15 protein-coding genes are annotated in these 12,795 nt (G+C 31.0%); 8 read left to right on the forward strand and 7 right to left on the reverse strand.

The window, feature by feature from the left end:
• Window positions 1–39: 39 nt before the first annotated feature.
• A complete protein-coding gene (locus tag SOM12_RS21165; RefSeq protein WP_095930598.1) occupies window positions 40–735 on the reverse strand; it encodes an ABC transporter ATP-binding protein in 696 nt (231 codons plus the stop codon).
• An 81-nt stretch (window positions 736–816) separates the two neighbouring features.
• Window positions 817–2,277: a DUF5687 family protein gene (locus SOM12_RS21170; protein WP_320495321.1), complete on the reverse strand. Its 1,461-nt coding sequence runs from the start codon at window positions 2,275–2,277 to the stop codon at window positions 817–819.
• A 128-nt stretch (window positions 2,278–2,405) separates the two neighbouring features.
• Here SOM12_RS21170 and SOM12_RS21175 point away from each other — a divergent pair, with 128 nt between their 5' ends.
• The 3 genes from SOM12_RS21175 to SOM12_RS21185 all read left to right on the forward strand — a co-directional run bounded on the left by SOM12_RS21175 (window position 2,406) and on the right by SOM12_RS21185 (window position 4,503).
• The gene (locus tag SOM12_RS21175; RefSeq protein ID WP_320495323.1) at window positions 2,406–3,458 is read left to right on the forward strand and encodes a ferredoxin--NADP reductase; all 1,053 of its coding nucleotides are present in this window, start codon (window positions 2,406–2,408) and stop codon (window positions 3,456–3,458) included.
• A 160-nt stretch (window positions 3,459–3,618) separates the two neighbouring features.
• Window positions 3,619–3,927 (forward strand): hypothetical protein, encoded by a 309-nt coding sequence (locus SOM12_RS21180; RefSeq protein ID WP_320495325.1) that lies wholly within the window; start codon window positions 3,619–3,621, stop codon window positions 3,925–3,927.
• Between the two features lie 141 nt (window positions 3,928–4,068).
• On the forward strand, window positions 4,069–4,503 hold the full coding sequence (locus SOM12_RS21185; protein WP_320495326.1) for a hypothetical protein: 435 nt from the start codon (window positions 4,069–4,071) through the stop codon (window positions 4,501–4,503).
• A 203-nt stretch (window positions 4,504–4,706) separates the two neighbouring features.
• Here the strand turns inward: SOM12_RS21185 and SOM12_RS21190 are convergent, their stop codons facing one another.
• Both SOM12_RS21190 and SOM12_RS21195 read right to left on the reverse strand, forming a co-directional pair.
• Window positions 4,707–5,717 (reverse strand): glycosyltransferase family 9 protein, encoded by a 1,011-nt coding sequence (locus tag SOM12_RS21190; RefSeq protein WP_320495327.1) that lies wholly within the window; start codon window positions 5,715–5,717, stop codon window positions 4,707–4,709.
• Window positions 5,718–5,760: 43 nt separating this feature from the next.
• Window positions 5,761–6,366: a DUF4254 domain-containing protein gene (locus SOM12_RS21195; protein ID WP_250834620.1), complete on the reverse strand. Its 606-nt coding sequence runs from the start codon at window positions 6,364–6,366 to the stop codon at window positions 5,761–5,763.
• Between the two features lie 110 nt (window positions 6,367–6,476).
• Here SOM12_RS21195 and upp point away from each other — a divergent pair, with 110 nt between their 5' ends.
• On the forward strand, window positions 6,477–7,130 hold the full coding sequence (upp, locus tag SOM12_RS21200) for a uracil phosphoribosyltransferase (RefSeq protein WP_320495328.1): 654 nt from the start codon (window positions 6,477–6,479) through the stop codon (window positions 7,128–7,130).
• Here upp and SOM12_RS21205 read toward each other — a convergent pair.
• Window positions 7,125–8,054, reverse strand: a complete 930-nt coding sequence (locus SOM12_RS21205; RefSeq protein WP_320495329.1) for a DUF6427 family protein — start codon at window positions 8,052–8,054, stop codon at window positions 7,125–7,127. The genes upp and SOM12_RS21205 overlap by 6 nt on opposite strands.
• Before the next feature lie 141 nt (window positions 8,055–8,195).
• Between SOM12_RS21205 and SOM12_RS21210 the strand changes: the two genes are divergently transcribed.
• Entirely contained in the window at window positions 8,196–8,426 is a 231-nt protein-coding gene (locus SOM12_RS21210) for a DUF6341 family protein (RefSeq protein WP_041519835.1), read from the forward strand.
• Between the two features lie 43 nt (window positions 8,427–8,469).
• On the opposite strand, the gene purD is transcribed toward SOM12_RS21210, so the two are convergent.
• On the reverse strand, window positions 8,470–9,744 hold the full coding sequence (purD, locus tag SOM12_RS21215; RefSeq protein WP_320495331.1) for a phosphoribosylamine--glycine ligase: 1,275 nt from the start codon (window positions 9,742–9,744) through the stop codon (window positions 8,470–8,472).
• A gap of 122 nt (window positions 9,745–9,866) precedes the next feature.
• Here purD and SOM12_RS21220 point away from each other — a divergent pair, with 122 nt between their 5' ends.
• From SOM12_RS21220 to SOM12_RS21230, 3 genes are read left to right on the forward strand one after another with little or no spacing between them, the layout of a single operon-like run.
• Window positions 9,867–11,177 carry a phenylacetate--CoA ligase family protein gene (locus SOM12_RS21220; protein ID WP_320495333.1) on the forward strand — a complete coding sequence of 437 codons (1,311 nt, stop codon included), beginning with the start codon at window positions 9,867–9,869 and terminating at the stop codon, window positions 11,175–11,177.
• Between the two features lie 42 nt (window positions 11,178–11,219).
• On the forward strand, window positions 11,220–11,417 hold the full coding sequence (locus SOM12_RS21225; RefSeq protein ID WP_320495334.1) for an ORF6N domain-containing protein: 198 nt from the start codon (window positions 11,220–11,222) through the stop codon (window positions 11,415–11,417).
• Window positions 11,418–11,436: 19 nt separating this feature from the next.
• Window positions 11,437–11,727 carry a hypothetical protein gene (locus tag SOM12_RS21230; RefSeq protein WP_320495336.1) on the forward strand — a complete coding sequence of 97 codons (291 nt, stop codon included), beginning with the start codon at window positions 11,437–11,439 and terminating at the stop codon, window positions 11,725–11,727.
• A gap of 286 nt (window positions 11,728–12,013) precedes the next feature.
• On the opposite strand, the gene SOM12_RS21235 is transcribed toward SOM12_RS21230, so the two are convergent.
• Window positions 12,014–12,781, reverse strand: coding sequence for a glycosyltransferase family 2 protein (locus SOM12_RS21235; protein WP_095930587.1), 768 nt, complete (start codon window positions 12,779–12,781; stop codon window positions 12,014–12,016).
• Window positions 12,782–12,795: the final 14 nt, after the last annotated feature.

Below are 12,795 nucleotides of genomic sequence, written 5' to 3' on the forward strand. Positions count from 1 at the left end.
ATTTGTAAAAATACGCTTCTTTTTGAAATATAGAAATTCTTACACCGCAAAAAATAATTCTAGTTCTTGTAAGGTTTCTTCTGAGGTCTGAATATCTTTAACAATTTCGCCCTTATTAAGCGCCACAATACGATTGCAAACTTCTACAGTATGCTGTAAATCATGGCTTGAAACCAAAACAGTTACATTTGGATCGTCGGCTAATTCTTTGATAATTTTTTTTAATCGGCTCACTGTTGTAGGATCTAAATTTGCAAAAGGCTCATCTAAAATTACAACTTCAGGATTACCAATAAGTGTGGCAATAATACCCGCTTTTTTCTGGTTTCCTTTAGATAAATCGCGAAGGTATTTTTTGTTGTTCAAAATTTCTCCGTTAAAAAACTCCTCATGTTTTGCTAGCAACGCATCAATATCTGCCTTATTCTGATTGCGTAAATCACCAATAAAATAAAAGTATTCTTCCGGAGTTAAATATCCGATAAGGAAATTTTCATCTAAAAAAGATCCTGTAAAAGATTTCCAATTCTCGCTTGTATTTACCTGAATGTCATTACTTTTTATATATCCTGTTGATGGCTGGATTAGATCAAGAAGCAAACTGAAGAAAGTTGTTTTTCCTGCTCCGTTATTTCCCACCAAGCCAAAACTTTGTCCTTTTGGAATTTCTAGATTATTAATATTTAAAACTGTTGTTCCGTTATATGTTTTTGAAAGCTGATTTACTTGTATCATAATAATTGTAGATTGTTGATTTTAGGTTTTAGATATAAAATGGAGATAATTATCTCATTTTCAAATTGACAATTTATCTAATTAACCCTTTTGTTTATAAGCACTTATTGTACTGTATTTTTCTATTTTGTACCTCTTTTCTATTATTGAAAACACTTTTTCTTTAAAGATAAAACCCAAAATTCCTGCTCCTGCAACCAAACTTAATGCTACAGTTTTATCTGCAAAACGAAGTCCAAGCCAATACAATAATAAAGGAAGAAATATTTTTGGCAAAGACAGAAGCATCGAATTTACATTAAACGCTTTTTTATCTCCAAAGGCACCACCAGCACTGCTTAAATCAATTGGTGTTTTAGTAAAAGCACCTCCCAAAAGTACCAAATGAGAATTTACGCCAATATTATAAATTGCACCAACTACAATAGTTAGATAAACTTCCCATCCGTAAAAAAGATAAAAAGATGCTAGAATTGTAGAAATAAAAGTAGCAATAACAATAAGCCACCATTTAGCGGTAATGTAACCTCTGTACGGAATATTTTGTGTCATCATTAATTGATAATACGAACTGTCCCAGCTTGGTACAAACTGCCCGAAAACAAATAGAAATCCTCCCGAAACAAATATTCCTGCAAAAATTTGCATTGCTGGAGGCTGGCTATTATTTCCGAAAAAAATCAAGCCGTAGAATAAAAAGATCACACTCATTACTATAGTAGTTTTTGATCTTTTATTTCTTTTGATAAGTCTAATGTCATTTTTAAGGAAAGTCCCCAAAGTACCAAACTGATTTAGCCAAGAAAGATTTTCTGTAGAGGCAACATCGTGTTTTACAGAAAGTCCTGCATCGAGATATAAATTCTTTTCGAAGTATTTAAATGTAAAATAATGCAACGCAATCAATACTAGAATCGGAATCAAAAACAATCCATCTATTTCATAAAAGCTTTGAAAAAATGGACTTGTAAACTCCGTAATATCAAATAATTGACAATATTGTGCACCTCCTAGAACTACAATTAGTAGGAGAAAAAGAGCAAATAATCTATCGATATTACTTAAAATAATATTCAGAAAATTGTTAATATAAATAATAGATATTACTCCCAAATGCCAAAAAATAATCTGCACCACATCATATCCATTTAAAATTAGGACAACTGTAAATGGAATAAAAAATAAAGCGTGTATCCAGTTAAAAAAAGATAAAATGGTTTTGCCTAAAGAAAAATGAACAATGGTTGTTTTCTTTAAAGGAAGAGCTAGCAAAGGTTTGATGTTTAATACAGGAATTGACTGTAATAACAATCGAATTACTAAATCGCCTAGAAAATAATAAATTAGAAATTTGTTTAACGTTGCCAGAGGTTCCAAATTCATTTCCTTAAGCATATAAAATGCCCCCACTCCCATAGCAATAAAAATTAATGAAAAATAGATCATCAAAAAAACTATTATTATTTTCATTGTCAGATTTTTACCGAAAGATGCAGACCGAATAAAGGCCTTCCATTCGAGATAAATAAACTTCTTAATCATGGTTTATGGTTTTAATATTTTTGTAGTAAGAGACCAAATGTAGGAAAACGTTACAAAAAAAGTTAAAAAAAATAATTTCGTGCTAAAATTTTAATAGTGGTTTGCTACTTTTGCATAAAAATTCTATCATGCCTTCATTCTTAAAACTTATAATTAAAGAGGTTAAACGCGAAACTGCAGATGCTGTTTCGATTCTTTTTAATGTTCCTGAAGAACTAAAATCTGACTATAAATTTACAGCAGGTCAATATATAAATTTAAAATTAACTCTTGATAACCAAGAAATTAGACGTGCGTATTCTATTTGCTCTGCACCAGACAGCGGTGAATTAAGAATTGCTGTAAAAGCAGTAAAAAATGGTCTTTTTTCTCAGTTTGCCAATACAACCTTAAAAGCAGGAGATGTTCTAGAAGTAGGCCAGCCAGAAGGTAAATTTACTTTTGAACCAGATGCTGAAAGGCAAAAAAACTACGCGGCTTTTGTTGCAGGAAGCGGAATTACTCCAGTTCTTTCTATCATAAAATCGGTTTTAAAAAATGAACCAAAAAGTTCATTTGTATTGGTTTACGGAAATAAAACTCCAGAAAGCACAATCTTTCACCAAGAACTTCACGATTTGCAATTACAATATGTAGGCAGATTTTTTGTGCATTATGTGTACAGCCAAGCAAAAGCTGAAAATGCTTTATTTGGAAGAATTGAAAAATCGGCTGTGAATTTTGTTTTAAACAACAAACACAAAGAACTTCAATTTGATAAGTTTTTCCTTTGCGGACCAGAAGAAATGATTAATACCGTTTCTGATGTTTTGAAAGAGAAAAATGTAAAAGAATCTGCAATTAAATTTGAGTTGTTTACTTCTTCTTCTGAAGAACATGAAATTCAGGGTTCTCAAGAAGGGCATACAAAAATTACTGTTTTGGTAGACGATGAAGAAACTACTTTTGAAATGTCTAAAAAACAAACTATTCTTGACGCAGCTTTAAAACAAGGTGTAGACGCTCCTTATTCTTGCCAAGGCGGAATCTGCAGCAGTTGTTTAGGCCGTGTTACAAAAGGAAGCGCAGAAATGACTAAAAATTCTATTTTAACAGACGGCGAAATTGCCGAAGGTTTAATTTTAACTTGTCAGGCACATCCAACATCAGAGACCATTTATGTTGATTACGACGATGTTTAGTCAATCAAATTCCAATATCAAAAATTCCAAATTCCAATCTTTCAATTGGGATTTGGAATTTTTTTTGTTTAATTGCGTTTCTACTCTTTGTCAAAGTTTAAAACTTTGATAAAGATGTAACTTGGAATTTGGAATTTAAAAAATTGAAAATTAATTGTTTATGAAATCTGTACGAGAAATTTTTAGAAATAAAGAATATCTTCTGGAAGAGCCCGAAGTTATGAAGCTGGTTGATTACTGTGAAGAACTTCAGGATGAACTTGTTGAATTTAAATTTGAAAAAACCGACAATAAAGAACTTGCTTTACTCGACATGATTAAAGAAGTTATAAAAGGATGCAATACCATTGAAAGAGAACAAATGGAACATGATCGTTACGGTTATGGCGCGCCAAATTATCAAGAAACCATTGCAAATCTAAAAAGCTATATTTACGGTCGCTGTCGTGATGAGAAGATTTGGCTCTAATTGAAATAAAAGCAAAATTTTGTCGAAATATTGCTGATTTTTCATTAAATTAGGGGTAAAATTATGGCTATCTCAATCTCGTAATTTGAGAATTTGTAGAGCTAAATCAAATTTGTCAAAACATTTAAAACATTAAATATCATGACAGCTCACGTACAACACTTTCATCTCTATCTCTTTATTATGTTGGTTGTAACTGCTTCGCTATGCGTTCTGGCAGTTATTATAAAAATGAAAAACAAAAAAGGTCCGAAATTGCTCGAAAGAGAAAAGTACAATTCGACTTTGACCGAAAAAATGGTAGAAGTAAAAAAGACAGATTCGAATATCTTTAATATCTGGCCTTATGTAAGCAGACTAAAATCGGCTAAAATTTTATCTAAAAAAATTAAAGATCATGACTTAATTTATAAAATTTATAGAGATTCATCCGATAAATTCGAACATATTCTATTGTCAACCGAAGACAAAAATAACTTTGTCACCATTATAGTAAACAAAAAAAGAAAAAAAACTATCGGATATTCTTTTCTCGATTCTGATGAGAGATACGATTTAAACAAAAACATTGCTTAAATATATTTTTATTGGCAAAACTCCGGCTGGGAAAAATATTTATAGAATCTTAATAGAAACAAAAAAAGCTCCAGAGAAACGACTATATTATAAAAATATGTCGCTTCTCTGGAGCTTTACTATTGTAGACGTTTCTTTGCTATAAATATTTCGCTTCTCCGAAGCTTAAAAAATAGCTATCCTTTTAGCTTAGTTTAAATCTCTTATGAGAGCTGTTCTATAACTTTGTCAACAACCTGTTGCGGTAAAATTGTCCTCATAGCATCCTCATATCCTTCAACAATTTTATTGCCATAAACTGAAGTTGGCAATTTTGGATATTGATTTCGGTCTGAAGTCAGTGCATTTTCTAAACTTTGATTGAAAGGCAAAAATCCTGCGTACGGATGTGTCGCTCCCCAAAGCGTAATGACCTTTACGCCCAACATTGCTGCAATATGAGCATTTCCAGAATCCATAGAAAGCATTACATCGAGATTACTGATCAATTGTAATTCTTGCTGAAATTTAATTTTTCCAGCCATATTAATTACATTTTCAAATGGTTGAGCAAGAGAATCTAAAATTTCGATTTCTTTTTTTCCTCCACCAAAAAGCAAAATCGTCTGATTTTTATTTTTAGCCAATTTTTCAATTACCTCTTTCATTAAGTCCAAAGGATAAACTTTAGAATCATATTGTGCAAAAGGCGCAATTCCAATAAGCTTTTGATTTTCATTTCCGATAATATCTAAAACATCAGAACTTAAAACTGCTTTTTCAGGAAATTGTGGTTTCGATAAATCTAAAGGAAAACCTAACTCTTCAAACACTTTTGCATGTCTTTCAAACATGGTTGGTAATTGTCTGAAAATCTTATTTTCATCACGCGTTAGTTCTTTTTTTCCTTCTCTTCCTTTATCAACGGTTGCTCTTTTTTTTCCGCTTAAAGCGAAAAGCAAACTCACAATCTTAGATCTCAAAACGTTATGAAGATCTGCAAAAGCATCAATTTTCAGTTTTTTTACATCTTTAAATAAACGTAAAAGTCCAGGAAATCCTTTGTGTCTTTCTTTTTCATCAAAAGCAAAAAACTCAAGATTAGGAATTCCGTCAAAAAAAGGTTTAAAAAATGGGCGAGAAATAACGGTTAGTTTTACCGTTGGATATTGTTTTACAAAAGCTCGTAAAACAGGAACCGTCATGGCGACATCTCCCATTGCGGATAGTCTCATGACGGCTATATGCTTAATTTTGCTAGACAAGTCTGCCAAATTATTATTTTTTATTTTGATATAAAACTGGGTTCAAATCATCGTCGTTGTACATTTTCATTTGTTTGTACACTTTCATGAATTTATCTCCGTTTTCGATATCTGTCAATAATTCTTCAATTGCTGTAGATAAATCTGTTCTTTGTTCTAAAAGAATATTTAATTTTTCCTGACATTTATCTCTGTGTTCCTGAGAAGCTTCAGCACGATTAGCTTCTTCGTTCATGTGATAAATTTTTAAAGCTAGAATAGACAATCTGTCAAAAGCCCAAGCTGGACTTTCAGAATTGATTTTCGCTCCGTCTTTTACTTTTACATCGCTATACTTTTGTAAAAAGTAGCTATCTATATATTCCACCATATCAGTACGTTCCTGATTTGATGCATCAATTCTTCTTTTTAAAGTTAATGCCGCAACTGGATCAATTTGCGGATCACGAATAATATCTTCAAAATGCCATTGAACGGTATCAATCCAGTTTTTTAGATATAACAAATGCTCGAACTTATCTTTTGGATAAGGATTATTGATCGGCTGATCTACATTATCAAACTGGTGATAATCTTTGATGCTTTGCTCGAAAACAGAATATGCTAATTTTGAAAACATGTTTTTATTTTTTTATAAAACAAAGATACTTTTTATACTTTTATACTTTGAAAAAAAACATTAATTTTTCAATTATTCTTAATAATCAATTGATCTTCTAAAAAAATAATATGAAAATCCATTATATCTCTGATAACAACAGCGTATTAAATCATTTTTTAGGTCAGATTCGAAATGTAAATGTTCAAAACGACAGTATGCGTTTTCGTAGAAATATTGAACGCATTGGAGAAATTATGGCTTATGAATTAAGCAAAATTTTGCCTTATAAAAAAGTTGAAATTCAGACGCCTCTAGGAATTAAGAACACTACAGAAATTGATGCCGATTTGGTATTATGTCCAATTTTAAGAGCTGGATTGCCTCTTCACAATGGGTTCTTAAATTATTTTGATCATGCCGAAAATAGTTTTGTTTCTGCCTGTAGATATCATCCAAATAATGATGACGAATTTGAAATTCGAGTTGAATATCAAGCCATTTCAGATTTAAATAATAAAACCGTTCTGCTTCTTGACCCAATGCTGGCCACAGGACAATCAATTGTTGCTGTTCATAAAAAATTAGTAGAAAATGCAACTCCAACAGAAATACATATTGTTGTTGTTATTGCTGCTCCAGAAGGAATTGCTTACCTCGAAAAAAATCTTCCAGAAAACTGCCACTTGTGGGTTGCTTCTCTAGACGAAAAATTAAACGATAAAAACTACATTGTTCCAGGACTTGGCGACGCTGGCGATCTTGCTTACGGAAGCAAATTATAACTGAGAGAAAAAAGTAAATAAACTACACACAATCAAGGTATAATATACAATTTCGTTGTTAAGTTTCTGCTGCACATATTCGACATGACTTGCTGCCATTATTGTTAATGGCGCAATACTGAACAATAATAAATCGTTACTTTTATTTGGAGAAATAAGGTAAACAAAGACTGCTATAAAAAAACAAGCGACAACTTTCTTGTATGAAGAATGTACAATTTGTGGTCTGTTTGACAGCGTCATTAGCATGGAAGTAACAAAAAATAGCGCTACAGCTGTGTATATAGAAAGTGCCGCGTTTTCATAATTATTCTTAAAATAATCTATTCTAAAATCGACTACAGCTCTTTCTTGAACAAAAGTTACAGCATCGATATTCAAAATTAATGATGTCATGTAGAATAAAATTATTACGGCCAAAAGTGCTATAAAAGGTAAAACCCAGTTTCTATAATCTCTTGAAACGTGAAAAATAATAGAGATATAAACCAATATTATAAAGAGAATACTCCAAAATTGAAATAAAGAAGCTACAAAAATCCAAAATGCAGCATCAAATATTTTTTCTTTTGATGCTTTTAGAGATTGCAGCGAAACTAATCTTCGAAGCGCCAATAAAATGAAAAAATTGGCATAGACAACATTTGAATCATTAAAGATCGTTGGAAAAAATAAAATAAACAACAAGTAGAAAAGTATCGCGTAACCGTTGTCTTTACTAAGTCCGTTCTTTTTTACGATAAAATTAATCATAAAAAAAGAAGCCAAAATAAAGCATAACAAACTCACTTTTTGAAAAGCCAAAAAATAAGAAGTAACCCAAGATGGGTCTTTAATTTGGAACATAAAAAAGAAAACCAGTATTAAAATTACAACCAATGAATAATTTAATGGTGTAGATTTTTTAAAAACACTTGTTATCATAAGGATATTTTATACTTTTGTGATTGTAAAGATAATACTTGTTTAAAAGGAAAAACCTAACAAGTTGAAAAAAGATTTGGTTTACCGAATTTTATCTTCAAGGCATTACACAACAATAAATAACATATAATTTTTAAAATTATGACAGCTTTTTTTGAAGGAATTCAATACCTATTTGTTAACATTTTGTTTGCTCCTCTTGACTTTTTACGTCATTTAGAATTAATTACATGGTTTGGTGCAAACACTATTAACTGGATTTTTATGATCATCTGTGCATGCGCAATCGTTTATTGGATTAAACAATTACGTATTTTTGATGACGCTGGAACAGAAAACCAAGATACAACGGCTCATTCATTTTTAAAATAAAAAACCAAACCCTTTAATTAAAAAGGGCTTGTGAATTTATTTTTTAGATTAAATCAAAACCGATATCTTTTCTAAAATACATCTTATCAAAGCTTAGTTTATCTATGTTTTGATAAGATTTTTTTATGGCCTCCTGGAAATTATCTCCATAAGAAGTTACAGCAATTACACGTCCTCCATTAGTAACGACATTTTCTCCATCTAATTTTGTTCCCGCGTGAAAAACTATAGAATCTGTAACATTTTCTAAACCAGAAATTACTTTTCCTTTTTCGAAATCTTCAGGATATCCGCCAGAAACTACCATTACAGTTGTTGCACTTCTTGGATCAACTTCTAAATTAAAGTCTCCTAATTTCTGATCTGCAACAGATAAGAATAATTCAACTAAGTCTGATTTTAATCTAGGAACCACAACTTCAGTTTCTGGATCTCCCATTCTAACATTGTACTCAATAACGATAGGTTCGTTTTTAACATTAATCAAACCAATAAAAACGAATCCTTTATATTCAATTCCGTCTTTTTGGAAACCTTCAATTGTTGGTTTTACAATGCGTGTTTCAATTTTTTCCATTAAAACAGCGTCAACATAAGGAACTGGAGAAACTGCTCCCATTCCGCCTGTGTTTAAACCTGTATCTCCTTCTCCAATTCTTTTGTAGTCTTTTGCCGTTGGAAGAATTTTATAGCTTTTTCCGTCAGTTAAAACGAAACAGCTTAATTCGATTCCGTCCAAGAATTCTTCGATAACAACTTTTGCACTTGCTGTTCCAAATTTTGCATGAACCAACATGTTTCTCAATTCTGTTTTTGCTTCTTCAAGATCTTGAATAATCAAAACACCTTTTCCTGCTGCTAATCCATCTGCTTTTAAAACATAAGGCGGCTGTAATGTTTCTAAAAACTCACATCCTTTTTCAACTGTTTCAGCAGTGAAACTATCATAAGCTGCAGTTGGAATATTATGTTTCATCAAGAATTCTTTTGCAAATTCTTTACTTCCTTCTAATTGAGCACCCAATTTTGATGGTCCAATAACCGGAATATGTTTTAAACTTTCGTCGTTTTTAAAATAATCGTAAACTCCTTTTACTAACGGATCTTCTGGTCCTACGACTACTAAACTTATATTTTCTTTAAGCACTAATGCTTTTACTGCTTCAAAATCAGTTGGAGATATCGCAACGTTTTCAGCAATTGCAGCAGTTCCTGCATTTCCAGGTACTACAAAAAGTTTTTCGCAAAGCGGACTCTGAGTCATTTTCCACGCAAATGCATGTTCTCTTCCGCCTGATCCCAATAGTAAAATTGTCATGGTGTAGTTGTATTTAGTTGTGCTGCAAAAATACTTGCTTTTGTACGTAAAAAATAATTAAATCTTTAAAAAGTTGTTGAATCATTCCGAAACATTATTTTTGACGAAAATTATTCTGAAAAATGATTCGCCTTTTTGATATTTCGCTTCAATTAAATGGTTTTCCTATAAAGAAAGCCAAAACCGAATTGGATAAAATTGTTCATTTTTCTGAAGAAGAATTTGATTCGTTTCTTCAAAACAAAAAAGCAGAAATTGTTGATTTTCATTTAAAAAACAACCCTTTTTACAGAGAGTTAGCAGGAAATACAACCGCACAAAATTGGGAAAATCTTCCTATTTTAAATAAACAGAATTTACAAAAACCTCTTGAAGAAAGACTTTCAAAAGGTTATTTTAAAAAATCTGTTTACCTCAATAAAACATCTGGGTCAAGCGGAACGCCTTTTGTTTTTGCTAAAGATAAATATTCACATGCTTTAACTTGGGCTTCCAACATTATGCGCTTTGGCTGGTTTGGAATTGATTTTAACCATTCGTATCAGGCACGTTTTTACGGAATTCCAATGGATTTTATTGGATATCAAAAAGAACGTTTCAAAGATTTTTTGAGCCATCGCTATCGTTTTCCCGTTTTTGATTTGTCTGACGAAGTGCTGGAAAAATTTCTGCAAAAATTCAAAACCAAAAAATTCGATTACCTCAACGGATATACCAGCTCTATTGTTTTGTTTGCCAAATATTTAGAAAATAAAAATATTGTTTTAAAAGATATTTCTCCAACTTTAAAAGCTTGTTTTGTAACTTCCGAAATGCTTTTTGAATCCGATAAAAAGTTATTGGAAAAACAATTTGGCATTCCGATCATTAGTGAATATGGCGCGTCTGAATTGGATTTGATTGCTTTTGAAAATCCAAAAGGCGAATGGCAAGTTAATGCCGAAACCCTTTTTGTCGAAATTTTGGATGAAAACAATAATTCTGTTCCACATGGAACAGAAGGAAAAATTGTGATTACTTCTTTATACAACAAAGCAAATCCTTTTATACGATACGAAATTGGCGACATTGGAATTTTGGACGAAAAAAGTACACCTCAAAAACCAATTCTTAAAAAATTAATTGGAAGAACGAATGATGTTGCCATTTTGCCAAGCGGTAAAAAATCTCCAGGTTTGACCTTTTATTATGTAACCAAAAGCATTATTGAAGATGATGGAAACGTGAAAGAATTCATTATCAAACAAACTAAATTAAACACTTTTGAAATTGAATATATTTCTGAAAATGAATTAGCTTCAGAACAAATTCAAAAAATAAAAGAAGCAATTGATTTGTATCTCGAGCCAAATCTAATCTTCACTTTCACCAGAAAAATAGTTTTAGAAAGAACTAATCGCGGGAAACTAAAACAATTTAAATCTTATTTATAAAAAATAAATAAAATCTTACATTTATTTTCTAATTAAAAACTTATGGAAGATCAATCTCTTCTTTCTGAAGAAACAATTTCAAATAAAATATATTTTATCCGCGGTCAAAAAGTGATGCTTGATCGGGATTTGGCTTTGCTTTATGAAATAGAAACTAAAGTTCTAAAACAATCTGTTAAAAGAAATTTATCCCGATTTCCGGAAGATTTTATGTTTGAACTTACTAAAAATAGAATATGATTCTCTAAGGTCACAAATTGTGACCTTAGAGAAAGGAAGAGGTAAATGTCAAAAATATCTGCCTTTTGTTTTTACAGAACATGGAATTTTAATGCTTTCAAGCATCTTAAAAAGCGACAAAGCCATTCAAACCAATATACAAATCATGCGTATTTTCACAAAAGTGAGACAAATGCTTTTGGATACTCAGATTCAGAAGAAGTTAGAAAATCACGATAAAAACATTGAATTGGTATTTTCTTATTTAGATGAATTAACTGAAAAGAAAGAAGATGAATCTGAAAGAGTAAAGATTGGCTATAAAAAATAATTCTTTAAGATCACAAATTGTGACCTTAGAAACTTTATGTCACAATTTGCGACCTCAAGTTTGTCATTTATATTACGGTTTGAAAAAATTGGAAGTCACAAATTGTGATCTCCAATTCTAAACTAAAATCTTTAAGGTCGCAAATTGCGACCTTAAAATTCGAAACGTATTATTTAAAAAAATTGGAGGTCGCAAATTGCGACCTCCAATTCTAAGCGAAATTCTTCAAGGTCACAATTTGTGACCTTGAAACTTGAAGTCGCTATTTGCGACTTCAAGTTGAATTTTAAATCTTCTTTATATATTTTGATTTGATTATCAATTGAGTAAACAAAAACCTTATCATCAATAAAATAGAAAACACAAAATTATATCCGTGAAATTCTCTGTAAACACCAAAATTATGTTTAATCAATTTAAATTTTGAAGAGGAAACAGAATCTTTTCTAATTCTGTAAAAAGCCAAAGATTCTGGAACTGGTTTTGCTATTTTAATTTGTTTTAAAATCGTAAGCCATATTCTCCAATCTTGTCTTTTTTGCGACGTCTCCAAGATAATTTTCCCAAAATAATCCGCGTCATAAATAGCAGTCAAATTGCCTACATAATTGCAGAAAAACAATTGTTTATAAGTTAACGGATTTGGTGATTCTACTTTTCTATTCAAATTATTTCCATCCTCATCAATAGAATCGTAAAAGCTGAAAGTAAAGTGTAAATTATTTGCTTTTAAAAACTGAATCTGTTTTTCTAATTTCTCAGGAAACCATAAATCATCAGCGTCTAAATAGGCAATATATTTTCCTGTGGCTTTTTCTAAAGCGGCGTTTCTGGCAAAACCATTTCCTCGATTTTCTGGTAGTTTGAAAAGCTTTATTCGACTGTCTTTTTTTACAAATTCTTCAATTATAGCAACCGTATTATCTGTAGAAGCATCATCAACCAAAATCATTTCCCAATTTGTATAGGTTTGGTTTTGAGCTGATTCTATTGTTGATCTAATGAACTTTTCAGTATTATATGTTGGAGTTAAAATAGATACTAAATCGTTCATTAGAATTGAATGTC

This window comes from Flavobacterium sp. CFBP9031 (assembly GCF_034044945.1).
In the GTDB taxonomy this organism is placed as follows: Bacteria; Bacteroidota; Bacteroidia; order Flavobacteriales; family Flavobacteriaceae; genus Flavobacterium.

Bases quoted from the DNA above. Each gene is read 5' to 3' on its own strand.
- purD (WP_320495331.1), bottom strand. From the start codon at position 9,744: ATGACAATTTTACTATTGGGATCAGGCGGAAGAGAACATGCATTTGCG.
- SOM12_RS21190 (WP_320495327.1), bottom strand. From the start codon at position 5,717: ATGAGACTATCCGCAATGGGAGATGTCGCCATGACGGTTCCTGTTTTA.
- SOM12_RS21195 (WP_250834620.1), bottom strand. From the start codon at position 6,366: ATGTTTTCAAAATTAGCATATTCTGTTTTCGAGCAAAGCATCAAAGAT.
- SOM12_RS21165 (WP_095930598.1), bottom strand. From the start codon at position 735: ATGATACAAGTAAATCAGCTTTCAAAAACATATAACGGAACAACAGTT.
- SOM12_RS21220 (WP_320495333.1), top strand. From the start codon at position 9,867: ATGATTCGCCTTTTTGATATTTCGCTTCAATTAAATGGTTTTCCTATA.
- SOM12_RS21180 (WP_320495325.1), top strand. From the start codon at position 3,619: ATGAAATCTGTACGAGAAATTTTTAGAAATAAAGAATATCTTCTGGAA.
- SOM12_RS21185 (WP_320495326.1), top strand. From the start codon at position 4,069: ATGACAGCTCACGTACAACACTTTCATCTCTATCTCTTTATTATGTTG.
- SOM12_RS21175 (WP_320495323.1), top strand. From the start codon at position 2,406: ATGCCTTCATTCTTAAAACTTATAATTAAAGAGGTTAAACGCGAAACT.
- SOM12_RS21170 (WP_320495321.1), bottom strand. From the start codon at position 2,277: ATGATTAAGAAGTTTATTTATCTCGAATGGAAGGCCTTTATTCGGTCT.
- SOM12_RS21225 (WP_320495334.1), top strand. From the start codon at position 11,220: ATGGAAGATCAATCTCTTCTTTCTGAAGAAACAATTTCAAATAAAATA.
- upp (WP_320495328.1), top strand. From the start codon at position 6,477: ATGAAAATCCATTATATCTCTGATAACAACAGCGTATTAAATCATTTT.
- SOM12_RS21205 (WP_320495329.1), bottom strand. From the start codon at position 8,054: ATGATAACAAGTGTTTTTAAAAAATCTACACCATTAAATTATTCATTG.
- SOM12_RS21210 (WP_041519835.1), top strand. From the start codon at position 8,196: ATGACAGCTTTTTTTGAAGGAATTCAATACCTATTTGTTAACATTTTG.
- SOM12_RS21235 (WP_095930587.1), bottom strand. From the start codon at position 12,781: ATGAACGATTTAGTATCTATTTTAACTCCAACATATAATACTGAAAAG.